We start from the raw sequence: 20,342 nt of genomic DNA on the forward strand, positions 1-20,342 counted from the left end.
ATAAAGGGCCGTCGTGGCGCGGTCGAGCCGAACTGCTCATACGGCATAAGCTCAACATTTATCCCGGCTGATACGTATCACGCATGATGGCAATGGCCTCGGCTACGTCCGCCACCACGTGATCGGCCCGATGTTCATGCCCTGGCCACGTACCTCGATCGACCCAGATCCCACGCAGACCCGCAGCCTGAGCACCTGCGATGTCCGCGACGAGGTTGTCGCCCACCATCCAACCGCCCTCGGTGAGGCTGGCGCCGCACCGCTGAGCGGCGATCTGGAAGAGACGAGCATCCGGCTTCCGGACACCCTCAACCCCTGACACGGCATAGCCGTCGACCACGTCAGCCAGGCCGGTTCGGCGGAGCTTGCCGAGCTGGTTGTCCGCCATGCCATTTGTGACGATCCCTACTCGCCACCCCGCGGCCCGCAGGTCACCCAACTCCGCCAGGACACCGGGGTAACACTCCACGAGGTACGGCATCCGCTGACGGTAGCCTGCCCATAGCTCCTCGACCGGTGCCAGCAGCGCGAAGTGCTCGCGCACCTGGGTGAAGAAGACGTCTCGGTGAGGGTGTACGCCCTGATCCAGGGAGGTGAGCCAGGAGATGTCTTCAGACTCCAAACGATGTTGCTCAGCGAACTCCTCGGCCCACCGCAGGAACGCGCCGTTGAGGTCAATGAGCGTCCTGTCGAGGTCGAAGAGGGCAAGGCGCTGCACGATGACACCCTAGGTGGGAACCTCCCGTCGACAACAGTCCGTCCTGTACCCGCTGCGTACCTCGGACAGTGCCTTCCGAATCATCGGGCCGTAACAAGTGATCCGGCGCCTCGAATTGCGGAGAGGTGATGCGGGCTGCTCCAGTCGAGGCTTTCGTTGGCTTATCAGGGAGTGGATCGAGGCAAGATCCCGCTAATCTTTGACGTATCGGTGATGCGGCCCGACGGGCTTCCGCCCCAGTAGCGGACACGCCCCCATACCGCACGAGTCTTTCGTGCTGCCTGGGGGTAGATCCGTGGCCGTTTTCCGGCACTCGGCGGAAAGCCTTGTCCAGTTGGTGTCTGAGTCGGTGCCCGAACGTGTTCTCAGCGAGGTGATCGCCGAGAACCTGCGCGCCACCCAAGGCATCAATCCAGGCAGAGGGGAACGCAGGTCCTGGGACCGAAGCATCCCGATCTTGGCCCGAGATCTGGTCGAAGCTGGGCTCGGTGGCGTCGAGATGCTCATCGAGTATCAGCTGCCGTTAACCAGCAAGCGGGCGGACGTCATTCTCGCCGGGCGCGACCGGCGTACAGGAGCCGACTCCTACCTGATCGTCGAACTCAAACAGTGGAGCCAAGCCGAGTTGTACGAGGACGACGCTGAGCTCGTCCTGGTGTCCGGCATGGGCCCGCGGCCCAAGCTTCATCCAGTCGTGCAGGTGCGGAGCTACTGCGAATATCTGGCCGACTTCGTCGGAGCCCTGGACCAGCACCGGAACGCCGTGCGCGGGGTGGCCTACCTGCACAACGCCAGCGACCCGGACATCCACGATCTCTACGACCACGTCGAGGACGAACGCACCCGGCTCTTCAGCAAGACACGTCGCGGTCAGTTCGTCGACTACCTCAAGGCGCAGTTCGCGCCCGAGCCCGGGGCTGCCGCGGCCGATCGCCTGCTGTCCAGTTCCATCCGGCCGTCCAAGCAACTACTCAAGGTCGCTGCCGGCGAGATCAAGAACCGCGATCAGTTCGTCCTGCTGGCCGAGCAGCGGCTGGCCTACGAGATAGTCCTGCACGCGGTGGAGAAAGCTCGAGCGAGCAATTCGAAGCAGGTAGTGATCATCACCGGAGGACCTGGTTCTGGCAAGAGCGTCATCGCGCTGTCCCTGCTGGGTGAGCTCTCCGACCGTGGATACTCGGCTCTGCATGCCACCGGTTCACGCTCCTTTACCGAGACGATGAGGCGCGTCGTCGCCAAGGGGTCGACCCGGCTGAAGGCGATGTTCAAGTACTTCAACAACTTCATGACCGCCAAGCCCAACGAGTTGGATGTCCTGATCTGCGACGAGGCCCACCGCATTCGCGAGACCTCGGCCAACAGGTTCACGAGATCGGACCAGCGAACGGGCCGGCCGCAGTTGGATGAGCTGATCAACGCAGCGAGAGTGCCGGTCTTCCTGCTGGATGAGCATCAGGTGGTACGACCGGGCGAGATGGGGCGCGTCGCCGACATCACCACTTACGCTGATTCACTCGGCCTCGCTGTGCACCAGGTCGACCTGGACGCACAGTTCCGCTGCGGCGGGAGCCGCAAGTACGAGGAGTGGGTGCTGCGCCTCCTGGGCTTGGACGGCGACTCGCCAGAGGTGTGGAAGGGGGACGACCACTTCGCTGTCTCCCTGACCGAGTCTCCGTACGAGTTGGAGGCCACGCTGCGAGCCAGGCTTCAAGCGGGCTACTCGGCGCGGATGACAGCCGGGTTCTGCTGGCCCTGGAGCGCGCCGAATGGGGATGACAGCCTGGTCGCCGACGTGCGGATCGGTGACTGGGCGCGACCATGGAACGTCAAGGGTGACAGGGCCGTGGGGAACGCGCCGGCCAGTGCCTTGTGGGCCTCGGCGGCTGGCGGCTTCGAGCAGGTGGGGTGCGTCTACACGGCGCAGGGCTTCGAGTACGACTGGAACGGTGTGATCTTCGGCCCGGACCTCGTCTACCGCGACGGCAGGTTGGTCACTGTTCGCAGCGCCAGCAAGGATCCGGCGCTCATGCGAAGGGGAGTCAGCGACGAACAGGCGGACCGGTTGATCCGCAACACCTACAAGGTGCTGCTGACTCGCGGCATGATGGGCACCGCCGTGTACTCGGTCGATTCAGCGACGCAAGAGTTCCTCTCGGGACTGCTGGAGCTGCATGTGTGAGTGCCTCGTGCAGGATTCGAATCTGTCCGACCCGCTCATTTGCACGCATCGCGTGGCGGCGTTTGAGGTGCAGCGCGATCAACAAGTCGGGCTAGGCCCAAGACGGTCAGCCTCCTTGAGGGAGCTTTTCAAGATCATAACCCCGACTGTGTAGGAGTCCATCTACCTGGCTTGATGATGCTGTTCAAGCTGGGGAGGCTCAATTGTCAGTGCCGTGGGCTAGCCTGCGCTGCATGGCTTCTCGATACGGACGGCAAGGCCGCTACGCAGCCCGCTGCGGAGACGGCTACTGTGCCGATAAAGCAAATCCGGGGACCTCCAAGATTGAGGCAGAATTGTTTGCCCCTTTGAACTATGTCATCGGAAATGGCAGGCGGAATCAGGTCGTTGAAGCTAGCAATAAGAGCTGTCGGTTCGATGTTGATATGACTTTTGAACTGAAAAATGGATGGCTGTTGATCGTAGAATATGATGGCGCCTATTGGCATGAGGGGCGAGAGTTGGGAGATCACAATAAGTCGCATATGCTCGCTGGTGGTTATAGGCATAAGGTCATGGTGGTTCGTGTGCGCGAACATCCTTTGACTCGACTGTGCCCAATGGATGTATGGGTGCCCAAAGGTAGCGATGGGACTCTCTGTGCTCGGCTCGCCGTGTTGCACATGCTGCACGCCATGCCCGTGGATGCTTGGGATTTCGGCCTGATGCAACGGGCAGAGAGTTGGCTGTTGTGCGCCGCAGATGCTCTGGTCGAGGATCAGGTTGAATGTCGTATTTGCTGGCGCATGGAGCAAATTCTTCGTGAGCCAGATATACGCGTCGGATCTGGCGAAGCAGCGTACCGCGCCGAGACGGAATCTCCGCCCGAGGACCTCGAGGCCATGCATTCTTGTGCCCGTTATTAGAGGCGATCGATCGCTAGGTTGAGCGTCTGCGGTTTGCGTAGGATGAGTATCCTCTACGTTGCATCTGGGCCACGTGGTCGGCGCGGTGATGGGTGGTGCGGGCCACGTCTCCTGGCCGTCCTGCGCACGAGCCGGTCATGTTAGTACTTGCAAGGTGCGACCAGGTGTCACTTAGCATCCAACATCCCCATCAGGACGCTCAAGCCCTGCTATATGGTGGTTAACTAGGGCGAACTGGGCTTGCGGGTTCCGCGAATCTCGACATCGCATATCGTTGAGCTGTGGCAGTCGCGCTCCCATATTGGAGCTTCCCAAGCTGCTTGCTCTCCCTGTCGTACGCGACGGTCCCATACTGGTCCATCTCGCGGTACGCAGTTCCATCAGTAGTGCGACTGGGATACCGGGCAACGCTCGGGGAGTTCAGGCATGTGTTGGCGATGGCTGGCTGCCGGCTCCTCGACGGCCCTGTCAGCCGAAACTCTCGATGCGGCGAGCCTCCCTGTTCAGGGAGGCGAGCAACGCAGCCTCAACATCTTCCTGCCTGCAGTTGACTAAGGAAGTGACCTCAAGATCATCCCCCGCATGTCCCCTGATCAAGGCCCTACGGCTGCATATGGCTGCCCTCGGCGGCCTATCTAGGGTCTGGTAAGCAAAGGACCTGCGGTCAAGAAACCGCAGGTCAGAAGCCAAAACGCCTGGTGGAGAAGAGTGCCCCCGGCAGGATTCGAACCTGCGGCACCCGCTTTAGGAGTCAGGCGAGCGTTCCTGATGTTTTCCCAGCTCGGAGGGGTGGGGCAGGAGTACGCGGGGCGAGGTTGCGCACGTATTTGGCACAGCCAATCTGTTCGGGCTGTTGCTGCGCTCGCAAGCAGTCAACTCTGGATTGCCCAAACGGACTCGTCGCGTGCCCAGGGAGCATGCGATCACTGCGCTGACCCAGAGCGGCGAAAAACAAGGCCATCCAGCGTTCGCAGAGAGCGCATCCGGGGGCTGGCCGGGAGCAGCCGACAAGCCCGTCCCGCGTGCGCGAGGAGCACGTCGGCCGGGAAGTTGCCAGCACCGAGGACCTGGGACCATCCCCGCGTGCGCGGGGAGCACTCCCTCGTGCCGGTCCTCGGGCAGGTGCACAAGGGACCATCCCCGCGTGCGCAGAGAGCACGAGCTGCGTCACTGCTCGCAGCCTCCGAACATCTGTACGTACGTGAGAGCCGGCCGGGTCGACCCGGCATCAGGGTCGGCGCTCCCGGATGCCACGGCGACGCGCATCTCCTTGTGCTCTGGCTTGACCATGTTCAGCCAGTGGCCACGGCTTTCCTTCCAGGCTTTGAAGGCCGCCCGGGGCGTGACCTGGCTACGTCCCCACCCCACGTAGGCATTCTCGCCGATCCACCACTGCCTGCAGCCGGCCCCGTAGCCTTCGCTCGATGTATCACCGGGGCGGCGTCGCTGCCCGGCCGGGGGTGCAACCAAGGTAAGCCCAAACCCGCAATCGCGATCTTGGTTGAGCGAGCCGGGGGAGGTCAGCTGGTGCTCCGGGGAGCGAGCAGGCTAGTGATCTCGGCGATGGCTGCCGATGAGGGCTTGAAGTAGCGCCGGAGCTTCTCCGGTTTCTTGTGCCGGGATTCAGCCATCAGCGTCAGCAGGCAAGCGCCGGCTTCGCCCAGGGGGTCAACGCCGAGTGGCGGAACTCCGGTGCCGGGGCCTCCGAGCGCGGTGTGCTCGTTGAGCAGCGCGCGGGCCTGACCGTAGGACAGGCGGGCCAGGCCGGTGGCGGGGCAGACGTCGTGGGGGCTGACGACCTTGCTGGGGCCGGGGTAGCGGTGGGTGACGAAGACCGGACCTCGGGTGCGGCCCTTGAGCAGGCGGGGTAGCAGGCGAGCGGCGCCGACGGCGTAGGCACGGACGGTGTTGAGGTTGGGCAGTGCGTCAAGGAAGCCGTCGGCCGCGGCTCGGGCCGTCAGCTCCTGGCCGGTCGGCAGCTGCACCACGATGGGCACCGCGTCCTCCTTGGCCCGTGTGCGCGGGGAGCACGACGACCCGGGCGTACTCGACTTCCTGCTCGTGGGACCATCCCCGTGTGCGCGGGGAGCACGACGGCACCACCTACCAGTGGTGGCTCAAGCAGGGACCATCCCCGCGTGTGCAGGGAGCACCCGTTGATCGTCGCTGCGAACACGTCGTTGTTGGGACCATCCCCGCGTGCGCGGGGAACACGTGCGCACCATCCAGGTTGCCCGCCGCGGCCTGGGACCATCCCCGTGTGCGCGGGGAGCGCGTGGCCGTATCTCGCCAGGGCAACGCCGCTGAGGGACCATCCCCGCTTGCGCGGGGAGCACACCAGGTTCGGCGATCACGCGTACAGCCTGATGGGACCATCCCCGCGTGCGTGGGGAGCACACGTCGGGCAACTCTAACTTCGGCGCCACGACGGGACCATCCCCGCGTGCGCGGGGAGCACGGTGGTTTCACCGGAAACAACAGCATGCTGCCGGGACCATCCCCGCGTGCGTGGGGAGCACGCGATGTTGTTGTCCACGATCACCGGGGTCCCGGGACCATCCCCGCGTGCGCGGGGAGCACAGCGAGTCAGGCGCGGGCAGTTCCTTCGAGGCGGGACCATCCCTGCGTGCGCGGGGAGCACGAGGCGAGACCGAGCGCGAACGCGAGCAGCGTGGGATCACCCCCGCGTGCGCGGGGAGCACTTTCGTGGAATCGGACATTGCGGACTCCCGTGATGGCTTGCGAAAGGGTGATGATCACAAGTGGTTGGTGGAGGGGGTTCAGCAAGAGTGTTGCATGCCGTCAGTCGTGCGCACGTATTTGGCACGATCACCCGCAAGCGATCACCCGCAGCCGTACACCACCGGACACATCAAAAAGCCCCTGACTCGCGTTTCCGCTGGTCAGAGGCGCTTTGCTGCTGGTCGAACCTGGTGCCCCCGGCAGGATTCGAACCTGCGGCACCCGGATCAGGAGTTAGGTAGGCGTGTGGGGCGTTTCCCCAGCTCAAGGACTCTTAACTTGGCTGGCAGGGGGCAGGATGCGCACGCATTTGGCACATGCGCTCCGTTGACCGTGCCGCATGCTTCCCATTGTCACGTGTCTTACCGCGGCAGGCGGATCGGCTCCCCGCCTTCAAGGGAGCCGTCATGTCGGGTGTGGTTGTGATGCGCCTGCCCTCGATTGCCAGCCGAGTCAACTTGGATGGTGCAATAGCGACGCGGGTTTGTGGAACCACTGGCGCGCGAGGCGTTTGGATCGTAAGCTCTGGCCTAGCGGCCACGCAAGGCCGTGCTGGCGCCTGATCTCTGCTGTTGGAGATGGACCCTTGGAGGGCGCTGAAGGCGAGATCTCCCCGCTCCTGCGGGGATGCGGGCGGGTAAGTGATCATGCCCGGTTGTACCAGGTATGGCCCATGCGAGGCCCGAAATGCGAGTGGCCCCCGTTGCACTCGGAGGCCACCCAAGCTCCCATGCCCACCAGAGTCGCAGGAGGAAGCAATGTCCAGGCTATCGAAGGGGAACAGCTCTGACGACCGGCAGGTACAGCAGTTACGAATGCTGATCATCCTGTTCGTCGCGGCCATCGTAGCCCTCTGTGCTGGTGCACCTACGTGGTTGGTGGTCAACAACCTGTTCAAGGGCTCTGGCGGCTCTCTCGTGCCGCTCTCCGCCGCGTTCGTGGTCGCCGAAGCACATTTCCTCAAGGCGGTCGACCTGCTCAATCGGATCGTACGATGAATGCGGCCATCTGGGCGGCCTGGGGTAAAGCGGGCAAAGACCAGGTTCGTCCTCTCGTCCACCACATCCTCGACACGGCTGCAGTAGCTGAGCTGCTGCTGGAAAGGCTCATGGGACCGAGATGTCGGGACGAGCTACGTGCTGCATTCGAGCCGCTGGGGCAAGTCGATAGCTGGATCGCGACGCTGTGCGGCCTTCATGATCTTGGGAAGCAGAGCCCAACGTTTCAGGGCCTCAAAATCGATCTTGCCTTGGCAAGATTCGATGAATCGGCAGCTGCGGATCTGAAGCGGGTTCAAAAGAAGGCAGGGCTCGGGCGGCGCATCGACACCTCTCATGGCCTAGTGACGGCCATGCACATGAAGGACCTCCTCCTCCGTTGGGGAGCGCCCTCCGCCACAGCCGAGGGAGTCGCCGTCGCGCTCGGCGGGCACCACGGATACTTCCCTGACGGCACTGCGCTACGGCAAGCGCAACGAGAGGTGAACAATCACGGCGGCCCGACCTGGGAACGTTGGCGCGATGAGCTTGTTAGCGAGATCATCACGGTGCGTGGCATGCCGGTTCTCGGAGAAGAGCCGTGGCAGGACGTGTACCTGAGCAGCGCCGCCGCTGTTGGACTTGCGGCTCTGACCACTATCAGCGATTGGATTGCGTCTGACGTCAGAAACTTCCCTCACGCCGAGATACTCAATCTCCTCGAATACAGCAAGAGAGCAAATGAGCTGGCATCTCAAGCCGTGGAACGGCTTGAGATGCGCTCTTGGGAGCCGCCCACCTCGTTTATCGAACTGTTCCCCAAGGACCGGCCGCGGCCGGTCCAGGCTGTCGTTGAGCGTGTAACGGCCGGCCGCGACCAATCGACTCTAGTGATCGTGGAGGCTCCTACAGGAGAAGGTAAGTCCAAAGCGGGAATCCAGGCTGCAGCAGCCCTGATGGACGGCGTTGGCCTCCTGGGCACGTACGTCGGCATGCCAACCCAAGCGACGAGCAACCAGATGCTGACTGAGCTGGAGGACCTGCTACACCAACTTGGCCAGGACCGGGAGATGAGTGTTCGGCTGGTCCACTCTGCGGCCACGGATCACCTGAATGAACGAGCTGCCAACCCCACCGACGTCGGCCGGGACGACGAGGACGACTCCGATATCCAGGCGCAGGAGTGGTTCACCCGGAAGAAGAATTTGCTCGCCCCAGTCGGCGTTGGAACGATCGATCAAGCCTTGAAGGCGGTCATCCGATCGGGCCACGTTTTCGTGCGACTGGCCGCGTTGACCAACAAGGTTGTCGTCATCGACGAGGTTCACGCGTACGACACCTACATGTCCACGCTGCTCGATCGACTGCTTGCCTGGCTTGGTCGGCTAGGGACGTCTGTGGTGATGCTGTCAGCCACCCTGCCTTCAGCTCGACGGGAGGAATTAGTAGCAGCCTGGCAGTCTGGTCTGCTGAGATGCCTGCCGCGGGAGGCGCCGAAATTGGAGCCATTCGCGGTCTATCCAAGGGTCACGGTCGCTGGCGCCGGTAAGCCGGTGGTGGAGGCTGCTGGCGTGTCCGAACTCAACGTCAATCGCCCGCTTCGCCTGACTCGGATTCAGGATGAAGACGTCGTTGACTGGGTGCTGGAGCAGGTGGCGGACGGTGGTAACGCTGTCGTCATGCACAACCTCGTTCGTAGGGCTGCTGACACCTATGCGGCTCTCGAAGAGCGGGTTGCTGCTCTTCCGGCGGAAACGCGCCCCCGGTTGTTCATGATTAACGGCCGGTTGGCCACTGGCACGCGTCGCGCCGTCGAAGCCGAACTGAAAGCCGCCTTCGGCAAGGACGGATCACGGCCCCGGGCGATCGTCGTGAGCACACAAGTCCTGGAGCAAGGGCTGGACCTCGACTTCGACGCGATGGTCACTGACCTGGCGCCCATCGACTGGCTCATCCAACGAGCCGGCCGACTTCACCGCCATACAAGGACGGGTACGCGCGGGGAACTCGTTCTGGCGATCACTGGTGTGGTCGATACGGAGGATGGACCTCAGTTCCCCCCGTACCTCGAAACGGTCTACGCGCCGATGACGCTTCTGCGAACCTGGGCATTGCTACGGGAGAGAACCCTCCTGAACCTGCCTGATGAGGTTCCCGCACTGGTAGACGCAGTCTACGGTCTAGCGGAGGCGATCCCCTGCCCGGCCGGATGGGAGGAGTCGTGGCAGATCGCGGCAGAGAAGATGACACGCGCACGCCAGGTGGCTCAGCGCAATGCTCGGCTGATGTATCTGCCGCACCCCAATGCGGTCACTCATCTCGGAGAGCTGACCAAGCACAGCAAGCACGCAGGCCGAACGCGAAACAGGTGATACACACAGTGGAGCGCTCCGACGACGTCCCTCTCGTCGAGGTCGTGCTGTTCCGGGTGTCTCAGGATGGTCGGCCTGTTCCGGTCTCTGGCGGCGGTCCAGTCGATTTGACCGCGCCTGATTCTCCTAACGAGGACGCGTTACGACTACTGCTCGCCGCTTCCGTCCAACTGACCGTGTCAGCTGATATACCCGAAGAAGTGGTACGAGCGATCGCCGCGACTCCCGTACCATCTCTCTTCCAGAGATCTCCATGGCTGTATAAGCACAGGGCTCTACTGCTGGCCGAGGACCGGTGCATAGTAGGCGGCCATGCGCTGCGTTATCGCGATGACCTCGGCTTCTTGCTCGAAGACGCCGAGGAAGAGTCTCCGCTTGGCAGATCGTCATCGTTCGACTTGCTGACCCAACCCTGGATTCCCGTAGTGGGACTCGACGGTAGGGCCACAGCGAAGGGGCTCGTAGACGTCATCGCAGAGGCGCACATGATCCGCCGAATCTCGGCAGAAGCCCCCACGATGACGGCGGCTCTCTATCGGCTTGTTTTGGCGGTCTTTCATCGTGCCTACGGTCCGCCCAATGAGAGGGCTTGGCGAGACCTGTGGGAGGCAGAGAACATCCCCGCTGATCCGCTACGTAAGTATCTAGAGCGTCACCGGGATCGGTTCGATCTGTTCCACCCGGAAGTGCCATTCATGCAGTGTGTCGACTTGAGGTCCCTGACTCCCGCCACTGCGGCCAAGCTCGTCCCGTACCGCGCGGTCGGCAACAACGTGACGCTCTTCGACCACACCACGTCCGGGGACACGGTTGTGCTGACGCCGCATGAGGCGGCCCGGTGGCTGGTCACCCTCCAGGCCTTCGATCCAGGTGGGATGAAGACCCCGTACGAGAAGGACAAGTCATCGGAGCGAGCCCCCTGCAACTGGTTCGGAGTCGTCTTGGTGGAGGGCAGGAACCTCAAGGAGACCATCCTTCTCAACACTCTGGTCTACCTGCCGGACTACGAGAAGCCGAGGATGACCACCCCCGATGACAGGCCGGTCTGGGAGGAGCAGACTGGACCATCGCCGAGACCGGACAAGCGCACTGTACGAGGCTGGACAGACCTGCTGACTTGGCCGTCGAGGCGGGTTTTGTTGTCCACTTCAGGGTCAGGCAACAACAGGGTGGTGGACGGCGTAGTCATCACGCCTGGGACACGGCTCGACGCACAGCTGCCGGATGAGGAGTTGATGGCGGCCTTCCGGCGGCCCACCGACGCTAAAGGACGGTTCAAGCGGGACGCCCCCATGCTGCCTGTGAGGCTGAATCCCCTGCGTGGCATCTGGCGCCACAGCGTCGAGCTCCTTCTGACCGACGTCTGGGAGGAGGGTACGAACCGACAGCGTCCCGCTGCTCTCGATCAGATAGCGGAGCTGGCTGGGAGCAACTACATGCCTGCAAATGCCGTTTACACCCTCCGTGTCTTCGGACAGCATCTGGACTCAAAGGCGACGGTCGTCGAGACGTGGCTGGAAGAGGAGGTTCCCGCACCTGTTCCACTGCTTCGAGCACGTGACGAGAGCCTTGGTGCGCTGATCGGCTGTGCGATCGCTCTTGCTGACGAGGTGGGCTCTGCATTGCGTTCGTTTCAGGCCGAATACCGTCGTGAATTTCGGCACGAGCCCGTCTCGGACATCGGCCATGGCTACTGGCCACGCCTATCCCGGCCATTCGGAGCCCTCTTGATCGATCTGGGCAGGGTTCGTACGGCTGGTCGCTCGGAAGGGCCCGCTACTCGAGCATGGGGTCGGCACGTTATCGAGATTGCTATGGCGGCGGCGAATCGTTGGGTCGCCGGGTCGCCGGCAGAGGGGCGGACCATGATCGTGCTCGGGAAGCATTACGCCGTCTTCGAGTCTCGCATGCGAAAGGCGGAACGCCTATTCCATGCCCAGATCAAGGCCTATGCCGTTGGATCGGAGGAGCTGGATGTCTGATCAGTTCGCCATACGGCGGGACGCGTACATCAAGTACCTCTATGGCCTCGAGAACGCGTTGCGCTCGAATATCCCGCAAAGGGCGTCGGAAGCGCGCAGGGTGCTCGCGCGACTGCGCCACAGCTTTGTTGAGGGCAGGCAGTATCAGGCGTACGAGATTGTGTTTCAGCAGGACCCGCCTCAGGACAGCTCGGAAGTCGACACGTGGCTGCTTGTAGGTGGCCTGTTTGCGCTGCACCCGTTGAATTGGAGGGGCGGGGGAGGGCCACGCTCGCTTGGCGCGTCTCTCGGGAGGCTGCAGAGGAAGCTGGAAAGCCCTGCAGTCGGACGGCGTATGTCTCTGTTGCTGGCCAAGGATAAGCAGACCCTGCCCCACCACTTGCGCCAGACAGTCAGGCTGCTCTCAGCGCATGACCTTCCAGTCCATTACGGGCGGCTCCTGGACGACCTGATCGTCCTGCTCGGTAAGGACCACCGTGGCGACAAAGCGAGCATGGTACGCCTCATGTGGGCTCGGGAGTTCTACATGCCGGTTTCGGCGCCGACGCCGAAGGGCTCGGACCAGCCCACCATCGATTCCCCGGAGACAACTCAATGATTATCGAGCTGCACCTGCTCCAGTCTTTCCCTGTCAGCAACCTCAACCGAGACGACGTGGGTCAGCCAAAGACAGCCACGTTCGGCGGGCATGTCCGTGGACGCATCTCCAGCCAGAGCATCAAGCGCGCTGCACGACTGCTGTTCAATGAGTACGGACTGGACAGCTCTGAGGTAGGGGTTCGAACCAAGCGTCTACTCGACAGTGTGGTGGACGGTCTCGTTGAGGAGGAACGGGATCGTGAGGAGGCGCGAGGCGTAGCAATGGCTGCCTTGCAGCAACTCGGCTTCGGGCTGGACCCCGGCCGAGGGCTCACGGAGTATCTCCTGTACGTCGGGCAGGAGTCGATCGATCACCTGATCAGCTACTGCCAGGAACGCTGGGATTCCTTGCAGGCGTTCGCCGCTGCCAAGACGGGAGCCCAGCAGGCGAAGATCAAGCCGGACAAGGCTGCTCAGGCTGAGGCTCGTCGGATTCTGGACGCCGGTCGAGCCGCAGACATCGCCCTGTTCGGGCGGATGATCGCGGACAACAGGGATTTGAACGTCGATGCCGCTTCACAGGTCGCCCACGCCATCTCGACGCACGTCGTCGCCACCGAGTTCGACTTCTACACCGCAGTCGATGACCTGAAGCAGGATGCCGAGTCCGGGGCCGACATGCTCGGCACGATCGACTTCAACTCCGCCTGCTACTACAGATACGCCAACGTCGATCTGACCCAACTGGCGAAGAACCTGCAAGGCGACATTGATCTCCTGCAGCGCGCTGCCCGAGCGTGGCTCCTGGCGTTCATCAATGCTGTGCCGAGCGGCAAACAGAACTCCATGGCGGCGCGCACCATGCCCGACACCCTGCTGAGCGTGGTGCGTGAACGCGGCGCATGGAATCTGGCGAACGCCTTCCTCAAGCCAGTCGTCGATAACGACATCATGGAAAGTTCAACCAGGCGTCTCATTGAACATTACGGCAAGCTTCGCAGCTTCTACGGCGGTGAACAGATCCGTACGGCCGTGGCCGCGTCCGTTTCCGGAGAAATCCCCACCATCGAGGGCCTGCAAGTCGTCGGAAGTCTCGACGCCTTCACCAAGGGCGTGCTCGTCGGTGCCGGGGAGAACGGCGGATGATGCATGACGGTCCTACGTCGCTGGCACTGTGCTTCGACGCGCCGATGCAGTCATGGGGCATCAGGTCGCGCGGGATTATCCGCGACACGATGACCGAACCGACGAAGTCGGGCGTCCTGGGCCTGCTGTGCGCAGCATTAGGGATCGATCGCAACAACGACGCCGCCCTTGCCGAACTGGCTCGGCTCCGCCTGGCTGTGCGCGTCGACCGCGAGGGCATCGTCGAGTGCGACTACCACGTCACGCAGAACGTCCCGACCACGCAGGGCACGGGACATCGCACAGTTGTCAGCGGGCGATACTACCTAGCCGATGCGCTCTTTTTGGTGGTGTTGGAGGGCGATGGGCGATTGCTGACCAGAGTGGCCGCGGCGGTGGAACGGCCCCACTGGCGGTTGTCCTTTGGGCGCAAGGCGTACGTCCCAGCTCGGCCGCTCCTTGCAAGAGGAGAAGGGCCAGCATCTCGGACGGCCGAGGAGGTGCTAGCCCGGTACGGGTGGCTGGAGAGTTCGCCCCAGGCCCGCGCCTCGATGAAACGGCGGACGAGCCGGCCTGGGCTCCGCACCATCGTGGAGTGTCCGCCCGACATCCCTGACGCGCAGGTCCGTCATGACCATCCCCTCAGCTTTGTCGATGGCAACCGGCGTTTCGCGCCGCGCACCGTCCGGACCGGAGAGGTCCCGCTGGCTGACGACCTGATTATTGCGGGGGAGAAGTTGTGTTTCTGACTAAGCTCACCGTCAACCAGCGGTCTCGCGCCTTTCTTCGCGATGTCGCTGACGTTCATGACATGCATAGAACGATCATGTCTGCGTACCCGGAGCTGCCACCGACTACGACGTACCGCAGCCAGCATGGCGTGCTTTGGCGGCTCGACACCGTCGCGAATGGCGGCTTGGTGCAATATGTCCAAAGCCAGACGGCTCCTGATTGGGGCCGTCTGCCCGAAGGGTTGCTCTTAAGGCCGGCGGAGGTTCGCTCCCTGCAGCCCGTACTCGACGCCATCGCGCCAGGACGGAAATTCGCGTTCCGATTGATGGCCAACCCGACTCGCTGCATTCGTGTCGAGGACGGCAAGGAGCAACGGAAGCGTGTCCCGCTCAGGCGGCCTGCCCAGCAGGTTGAATGGCTTATCGGCAAGGGGGAGCAGCATGGCTTCGTCATCCCCTCCAGTCGGCAGGGCGCGCCCGATGTGGCCACGAATCCGGTCCCCAGGCTGGTTGGGAAGAGACGGGCGGAACGGCGCGTCACCATTGATCCGGTCCGCTATGACGGACACCTTGTTGTCACCGACTCGGCTGCCTTTATCGCTGCGATGATCAACGGCATCGGGCGTGCCAAGGCTTACGGCTGCGGTCTCCTTAGTCTCGCTCCAGCGCAGACTAGCTGATCCCCTCATCCAAGATTGAGTGCGTGGAACGCGGAGCGGCAACTCCGTCTCGGAGGCCACAGTGCGGTCAACAAGGGCGCTACCCGGGCACGCGAAAAAGGTCCCTTGACACTCGCGCTGTCGGAGTTGCTGTACCTATGTTCCCCCCGCGCACGCGGGGATGGTCCCACGGAGGACGACGGCGACTTCGACGACGAGGAGTGCTCCCCGCGTGCGCGGGGATGGGCCCTTGCCCATGTCGCGCGTCGTTGTTGCGATCCCCGCCTTGCGAAGCCGAGCGGAGATAGTCCACACGCAGTGGCGTTCAGAGCTGTACTGAGAGCGCTCCTTGTACACCTGGGACTGCTCTATATGTGCCGCGATGCGCTGCACCCCGATGCTTTAGCCAGGGTCCCCCTGAGACGGGATGTCCCAAACGAGGATCGTTCGGTCCGCTGGCAGGACTCGGTTTCGTTTACGCGGCTGCTTGATGACGAACACCGGAACGCCCTCGGGGATGTCCAGTTCCTTCCGCTCGTCGGGCGACGGCATGCGGGCCGTCACCTCTGCTGTGCGCTCCACCGCGACCCGTTCAACGGGCACCTGCGGGCGGACGTAGGAGCCTTCACGCTTCACGGTGACGATCAGCCCCTCGCCGCGCAGCACCCCGAGCGCCTGACGTACGGCGACGCGGCCGAGCTCGTACTGCTGCATTAGTCGAGTCTCTGAGGGGAGTGCCTGGCCAGCCTTGAGTCGCCCCGCTGCGATGTCCTCGCGGATGATGTCGGCGAGCTGGCGGTGCACTGGTCGATCGGAACCGAAGTCGATCACAGTAGATCATCATCACAACACCACTACCTCATATGGTCTAGTAGGCATATGCTCATAAGCATCTACGTGCAGGAACATTGCCACACCGCGAGGTGAGAGGTCAGCTCAATGGCTAAAGCGTCAGGTCGTCGGATGGATGACTGGCCATGTCCAGGGTTCTCCGCCCACCCCTCAGAGCGAGTCACCGCCCCGAGAATCTCCATTGACTGGGTGATAGGGGACCGGCTCAAGGACCATCATTCGACCCACCAGCGGGTTCTCGACTACACCTGTGCGTGCTCGGAGGTCGCCTACGAGCTGCTGGGCACTGGCGGTACGTATCTGTTCCGCCGCACCGACCGAAGCGCTCCCTCCGTCGTCGCCTACGCCGGCCCCTGGCGATGGGCTCAAGCATCCCCTCTTTGGCGCCTGCTTCTCTCGGGTGAGGCCCGTTGACGGCGTTGCCTCCAGTGCCACACGACGCACGCCGCGCGCGGCTCAGCGCGGTACGCGAGCGGCGAGATCGCTTGCGCCAGTCCAGGACTGGCCGTAGGGCAGACAAGAAGGGACGCTGTCCACCGAGATGGCGCTCATTACCGCGCAGCCGTGCTCGCCCTAGCCTTGAGTCCGTTGTTGCTCGGCAAGGGAGCCTCATGACTCACGGCAAAGCTCAGCCCGCCTACGCCACGTTGGCCAGTGATCTCCGCCAGCGGATCGCCAGCGGCGAGTATCCGCCGGGCGGGATGATCCCGTCCGAGACGGCGCTCATGCAGACGTACGGCGTCGCTCGCGGCACCGTACGGCAAGCACTCGCGGAGTTGGAACGCGAAGGCCTCGTCGTGAGCCAGATGGGTCGCGGTCGCAGAGTGCAAGGCCAGGCCGCAGAAGGCGCGAAGCCTGCCACGCGCTACGAGGACGTGGCCAACCAACTCCGCGTCGCCATCAAAGCCGGAGAGTTCCCTTCTGATGTCCGACTGCCTGGTGAACCTGTCCTCGCCGAAAGGTTCGGCACGGCGCGCATCACGGTACGCAAGGCCCTGGAACTGCTTCAACAGGAGGGCCTGATCGTCGTCATCCCCAGCAAGGGCCGTTTCGTGGCCACCAGTTCGCCACCGAGCAACACGAGCAGAGAGGGCTGATCCATGACCGAGACCCCCACCACGCGAGGCTTCTGCCAGCAGGACGCGTACAGAGCGCTCGTCGCGGCCTGCGAGCACGCCGGACTCGACAGCCGCGGGGCGGTGCCCATACGGCTCGGCGAGAACGCGCTCTATCGCCTCGTGTCGGCACCGGTGGTGGTGAGGATCGCTCGGAGCGTGGATCTCCTCTCCGATGTCCGGAAGGAAGTGGCGGTTGCGAACTGGCTGGAAGAAGCCGACTTCCCGGGTGTGCGCCTGTTCCCGGACTGTCCTCAGGCGGCTGTTCACGAGGGTCGGGTGGTGACGTTCTGGCTGTACATGGACAGTGGCGGGCCGGCGCCAGGATTCGCCGATCTGGTGGTGATGCTCAGGCAACTGCACGACGTTCCGAAGCCGGTGGATCTGGTGCTGCCGTTGTTCGATCCGCTGGCTCGCGTGGAGGATCGCTTGGACAACGCCTCCAGCGTCGGGGATGAGGACCTTGAGTTCCTGCGCCAGCGGGTCAAAGACCTCTACGTCGAATACAACACTCTCGACTTCGCTCTGCCCGCCGGCCACATCCACGGCGACGGGCACAAGAACAACCTTCTCCGCCGTACGGATGGGCGCGTGATCCTGCTCGACTTCGAGGCGTTCGCCTGGGGGCCGCGTGAGTGGGATCTCTGCACGGGCATCGGCATCCCGTTCAGGGGGTTCCGGTGGGTGTCGACGGATGAGTACGCACAGGCTGTGGACGCGTACGGCTTCGACATCACCGAATGGGCGGGCTTCCACACCCTGCGCCGGATCCGGGAGACCACGATGACCACGTGGCTCATGCAGAACGTGGACCAGAGCCCGGAGATCCGCGCAGAGTTCGATCGGCGTGTGGCATCGCTGCGGCACGACCTCCTCCCGCGCGTCTGGAGGCCGTTCTGAACGGCTACCGCTCCGCGCTCGACTCGGAACGGGCTCGGGCGAGCCGTGTCTCGGTGAACGTCTGGAACTCGCGCACTCTTGGATCGTTCCCGAAACGCATGAGCTGCTTGACGAAGTCCCGTACGTAGCGGCGAGTCCTGGCCGATCGCAGGTCTGCAACAGTGGTCACCACCTCGCGCGCGACGGCGAGCCCGTGTTCCAGCTCGCCGTCGGCCACGTGGCTCGTGGCCAGGATCGTCCGCACGAAGGACAGGCTGCGGACGTAGAGGCTCTCGGAGAGCTGCACGCTCTCCAGCACCCGATCGCGGGCCCGGTGGTGATGGCCGAGGTCGCGGAAGCAGTGCGCGAACTCCGCCGCCAGCTCGGCCTCGTCGAAGTACCGCAGCCACACCGGATCATCCTCGGGCGTCCGCCGCCCGAACCAGCGCTCGGCCTCTCCAAGCGCCCTGCTGCACGCGGCCTCATCGCCCTGAGATGCCAGCGCTCGCGCCTCCATGGCGCTGAACAACGCCATGGCTGTGGGCGTGGCCGCGTTCTGGGCGCCCATCTGGGCGGCTCGTGCGAGGTTCACAGCCATGCCGTAGTGGCCGAGGTAGTTGGCCTGGTGGCTCATGCCGGCCAGGATGCGGCCGCCGAGCATGCGGTTGTCGGCCTCGCGGGCCAGGTGGAGGGCCTTGGTCATGTACTGCTGGGCCAGGCCGTGGCGTCCGGTGTCGTACGCCATCCAGGCCGCGAGGCGCAGCATGGCCGCCGTCTCGGAGAGGAACTGCTTGCCGAGCGCCGTGTCCGGCCTGACGTGCTTGAGGAGCGGCTCCACCTCCATGGCGATGTATTGGACCACTGTGGACCGCGCGTGTCCGCCACCGAACCGGTAGTCCAGCTTCGCGAACATCGCCGTCGTCTCGCGTACGGCCTCGACGCTGGACGCGGTGACCAGCCGTCCCTCCGTCAGGAGCTTTGGGATCGGTACGGGGTTCACCAACCACGTGACCATGGAGTCGTTCCAGGAGTCCGTGGAGACATCGCTCTCGACCACCTGAGGGTTGGCCGAGAGGTCGCCTGATACGAGGACCGTCACCCCATCGGTCAGTCCGTCGGCCTGCTGCTTGCGCTGGCCGGCCTTGAACGGCGTCGCCTCGGCGTACATCATGCCGATGTCGCGGACGCTCACGCGCTCGCCGAGCTTCCGGCTGAGGGCCTCAGCGATGAAGTGCGGAGTCATTCCGCGGGGGTGCATTCCGTCGAGCCAGCGTTTCACCGACACGTGATCGCAGCGGATGTCCGCACCATGGCTCACGGCCACGTCCTGTACCCGCCGGGCGAGGGCCTTGTTAGAGCATGCGGCTCTCGTCATGACCGCTGCGAGCTGGTGATTCGGCTCTCGGAGCTTCATGGCACTCCCGGCGCGCAGCGGGTTAGCAACCCTGGGTGATCAAGATGTCGCCGACAGTTTGCACCCCCTCCAGGCTGCCGTGCACCCCCATTCGCTCAATTGCACCGTCTTTTGAACGCTGCCGTACCCCCTGACCTGCGCGGTTTTCTGGTGCCACGAACACGGCGAGCCCCGAAAGAAGCTTGACGGACTTGCCAAGCCTGTTCTATACCTGTACAGGACAGGATCTCAGATTGAGGGCCTGTCGGCAGGAGAGACAGGCCCGACCGCGACCAGAAGGGATCACCACCAAATGCCTGCTCTCCGGCCCCGACGCTTCATGCCCACGGTGCTGATGATCCTCGCGGCCTTCTTTGTGATCACTCAGCCGTACAAGGCCGCAGTTGCCGTCAACGCCGCCGTGGACGCCGTACTGACGATCGCCCAAGCCCTGACCACCTTCAGCAGCGGTCTCGGCTGAAACGCCAAACAAAGAAGCCGGGGTGCGGCCCAAAGTCGCCAAACCTGATCCGCACCCCGGCACCCCTTAGAAGAGGTGTCTTCATCATGACCCACGGGTCCAGCAACATTCAGCCCACATCCGACCTGCCCATGCGCGGCGTGACCTGGAGGTCCATCCAGTGGATCTGCCTCGTCTGCGGCGGCGCCGAGGAGATCGCGCCCGACGAGGAGGCTCCGACGCCTCCCGTCTTCCCGACCTGCCACCGGCTCGCCGTCGCCGAGGCCCTCGCCGGCCTGCTGGGAGTGCGGCGATGAACGAGGTGACCGCCGTCCTGGGCGACGAGGCACTGTCCGATCTCCGCGACGACCTGCTAAACGCCAACCCGGCCTGCGAGAGCAGCGATGCCGAGCTCTTCACCGGCCCTGACCTGTTCGAGCCCGAGCCGGAGGACACGCGGGACGCCCGGGAAGCGAAGGCCAAGACCGTCTGTGCCCGATGCCCGGCCCGCGGTGCCTGCCTGGCTTACGCGCTGGCCGTACTCCCGGAGGTCGGCATCTGGGCGGGCCTCACTGCCGTTGAACTCCGCGACCTGCGGAAGGTGGCCGCCTGATGGCCCGCTTCCAGTGCGCCGACTGCGGCAAGCGCTCGCGCAGTGCGTACCGGTGCCGTAG

19 protein-coding genes are annotated in these 20,342 nt (G+C 63.8%); 14 read left to right on the forward strand and 5 right to left on the reverse strand.

All coding sequences use genetic code 11. The annotated features are described in order from the left end of the window. Window positions 1–58 precede the first annotated feature (58 nt). Complete coding sequence (locus ACWDX9_RS21045) at window positions 59–718, reverse strand: HAD family hydrolase (RefSeq protein ID WP_449956359.1); 660 nt, start codon at window positions 716–718, stop codon at window positions 59–61. Between the two features lie 295 nt (window positions 719–1,013). Here ACWDX9_RS21045 and ACWDX9_RS21050 point away from each other — a divergent pair, with 295 nt between their 5' ends. Then, window positions 1,014–2,897: a DNA/RNA helicase domain-containing protein gene (locus tag ACWDX9_RS21050; RefSeq protein ID WP_449956362.1), complete on the forward strand. Its 1,884-nt coding sequence runs from the start codon at window positions 1,014–1,016 to the stop codon at window positions 2,895–2,897. Between the two features lie 233 nt (window positions 2,898–3,130). Next, a complete protein-coding gene (locus tag ACWDX9_RS21055; protein ID WP_449956364.1) occupies window positions 3,131–3,802 on the forward strand; it encodes a hypothetical protein in 672 nt (223 codons plus the stop codon). A 1,167-nt stretch (window positions 3,803–4,969) separates the two neighbouring features. Here ACWDX9_RS21055 and ACWDX9_RS21060 read toward each other — a convergent pair. After that, window positions 4,970–5,170 (reverse strand): CAP domain-containing protein, encoded by a 201-nt coding sequence (locus ACWDX9_RS21060; RefSeq protein WP_449956367.1) that lies wholly within the window; start codon window positions 5,168–5,170, stop codon window positions 4,970–4,972. A 152-nt stretch (window positions 5,171–5,322) separates the two neighbouring features. Continuing rightward, complete coding sequence (locus ACWDX9_RS21065; RefSeq protein ID WP_449956370.1) at window positions 5,323–5,799, reverse strand: hypothetical protein; 477 nt, start codon at window positions 5,797–5,799, stop codon at window positions 5,323–5,325. Between the two features lie 1,560 nt (window positions 5,800–7,359). Here ACWDX9_RS21065 and ACWDX9_RS21070 point away from each other — a divergent pair. The 7 genes from ACWDX9_RS21070 to cas6e are packed head-to-tail and all read left to right on the forward strand — an operon-like array spanning window position 7,360 to window position 14,990. After that, entirely contained in the window at window positions 7,360–7,542 is a 183-nt protein-coding gene (locus ACWDX9_RS21070; RefSeq protein WP_449956373.1) for a hypothetical protein, read from the forward strand. Next, window positions 7,539–9,893 carry a CRISPR-associated helicase Cas3' gene (gene cas3, locus ACWDX9_RS21075; RefSeq protein ID WP_449956376.1) on the forward strand — a complete coding sequence of 785 codons (2,355 nt, stop codon included), beginning with the start codon at window positions 7,539–7,541 and terminating at the stop codon, window positions 9,891–9,893. Before ACWDX9_RS21070 ends, cas3 begins: the two co-directional genes overlap by 4 nt. An 8-nt stretch (window positions 9,894–9,901) precedes the next feature. After that, a complete protein-coding gene (gene casA / locus ACWDX9_RS21080) occupies window positions 9,902–11,875 on the forward strand; it encodes a type I-E CRISPR-associated protein Cse1/CasA (protein ID WP_449956379.1) in 1,974 nt (657 codons plus the stop codon). Next, window positions 11,868–12,473, forward strand: coding sequence for a type I-E CRISPR-associated protein Cse2/CasB (casB, locus tag ACWDX9_RS21085; RefSeq protein ID WP_449956381.1), 606 nt, complete (start codon window positions 11,868–11,870; stop codon window positions 12,471–12,473). Before casA ends, casB begins: the two co-directional genes overlap by 8 nt. Beyond that, entirely contained in the window at window positions 12,470–13,600 is a 1,131-nt protein-coding gene (gene cas7e, locus ACWDX9_RS21090) for a type I-E CRISPR-associated protein Cas7/Cse4/CasC (protein WP_449956384.1), read from the forward strand. The genes casB and cas7e overlap by 4 nt, the downstream gene beginning before the upstream one ends. Next, window positions 13,597–14,328: a type I-E CRISPR-associated protein Cas5/CasD gene (gene cas5e, locus ACWDX9_RS21095; protein WP_449956387.1), complete on the forward strand. Its 732-nt coding sequence runs from the start codon at window positions 13,597–13,599 to the stop codon at window positions 14,326–14,328. The genes cas7e and cas5e overlap by 4 nt, the downstream gene beginning before the upstream one ends. Continuing rightward, window positions 14,319–14,990: a type I-E CRISPR-associated protein Cas6/Cse3/CasE gene (cas6e, locus tag ACWDX9_RS21100; protein ID WP_449956389.1), complete on the forward strand. Its 672-nt coding sequence runs from the start codon at window positions 14,319–14,321 to the stop codon at window positions 14,988–14,990. The genes cas5e and cas6e overlap by 10 nt, the downstream gene beginning before the upstream one ends. A gap of 381 nt (window positions 14,991–15,371) precedes the next feature. Here cas6e and ACWDX9_RS21105 read toward each other — a convergent pair whose 3' ends face one another. After that, window positions 15,372–15,800 carry a GntR family transcriptional regulator gene (locus tag ACWDX9_RS21105; RefSeq protein WP_449956392.1) on the reverse strand — a complete coding sequence of 143 codons (429 nt, stop codon included), beginning with the start codon at window positions 15,798–15,800 and terminating at the stop codon, window positions 15,372–15,374. Window positions 15,801–16,432: 632 nt separating this feature from the next. Between ACWDX9_RS21105 and ACWDX9_RS21110 the strand changes: the two genes are divergently transcribed. Continuing rightward, window positions 16,433–16,918 carry a GntR family transcriptional regulator gene (locus ACWDX9_RS21110; protein ID WP_397238075.1) on the forward strand — a complete coding sequence of 162 codons (486 nt, stop codon included), beginning with the start codon at window positions 16,433–16,435 and terminating at the stop codon, window positions 16,916–16,918. A gap of 3 nt (window positions 16,919–16,921) precedes the next feature. Then, entirely contained in the window at window positions 16,922–17,836 is a 915-nt protein-coding gene (locus ACWDX9_RS21115) for a phosphotransferase enzyme family protein (protein WP_449956396.1), read from the forward strand. A 4-nt stretch (window positions 17,837–17,840) separates the two neighbouring features. Here ACWDX9_RS21115 and ACWDX9_RS21120 read toward each other — a convergent pair whose 3' ends face one another. After that, window positions 17,841–19,058 carry a hypothetical protein gene (locus ACWDX9_RS21120; RefSeq protein WP_449956399.1) on the reverse strand — a complete coding sequence of 406 codons (1,218 nt, stop codon included), beginning with the start codon at window positions 19,056–19,058 and terminating at the stop codon, window positions 17,841–17,843. A 499-nt stretch (window positions 19,059–19,557) separates the two neighbouring features. On the opposite strand from ACWDX9_RS21120, the gene ACWDX9_RS21125 reads away from it, so the two are divergent. From ACWDX9_RS21125 to ACWDX9_RS21135, 3 genes are all read left to right on the forward strand, one after another. Continuing rightward, window positions 19,558–19,689 (forward strand): hypothetical protein, encoded by a 132-nt coding sequence (locus ACWDX9_RS21125; protein WP_449956402.1) that lies wholly within the window; start codon window positions 19,558–19,560, stop codon window positions 19,687–19,689. An 86-nt stretch (window positions 19,690–19,775) separates the two neighbouring features. Next, entirely contained in the window at window positions 19,776–19,985 is a 210-nt protein-coding gene (locus ACWDX9_RS21130) for a hypothetical protein (RefSeq protein WP_449956404.1), read from the forward strand. Next, entirely contained in the window at window positions 19,982–20,281 is a 300-nt protein-coding gene (locus ACWDX9_RS21135) for a WhiB family transcriptional regulator (RefSeq protein WP_449956407.1), read from the forward strand. Before ACWDX9_RS21130 ends, ACWDX9_RS21135 begins: the two co-directional genes overlap by 4 nt. The last annotated feature ends 61 nt before the right edge of the window (window positions 20,282–20,342 follow it).

Source organism: Nonomuraea sp. NPDC003201 (assembly GCF_053590415.1).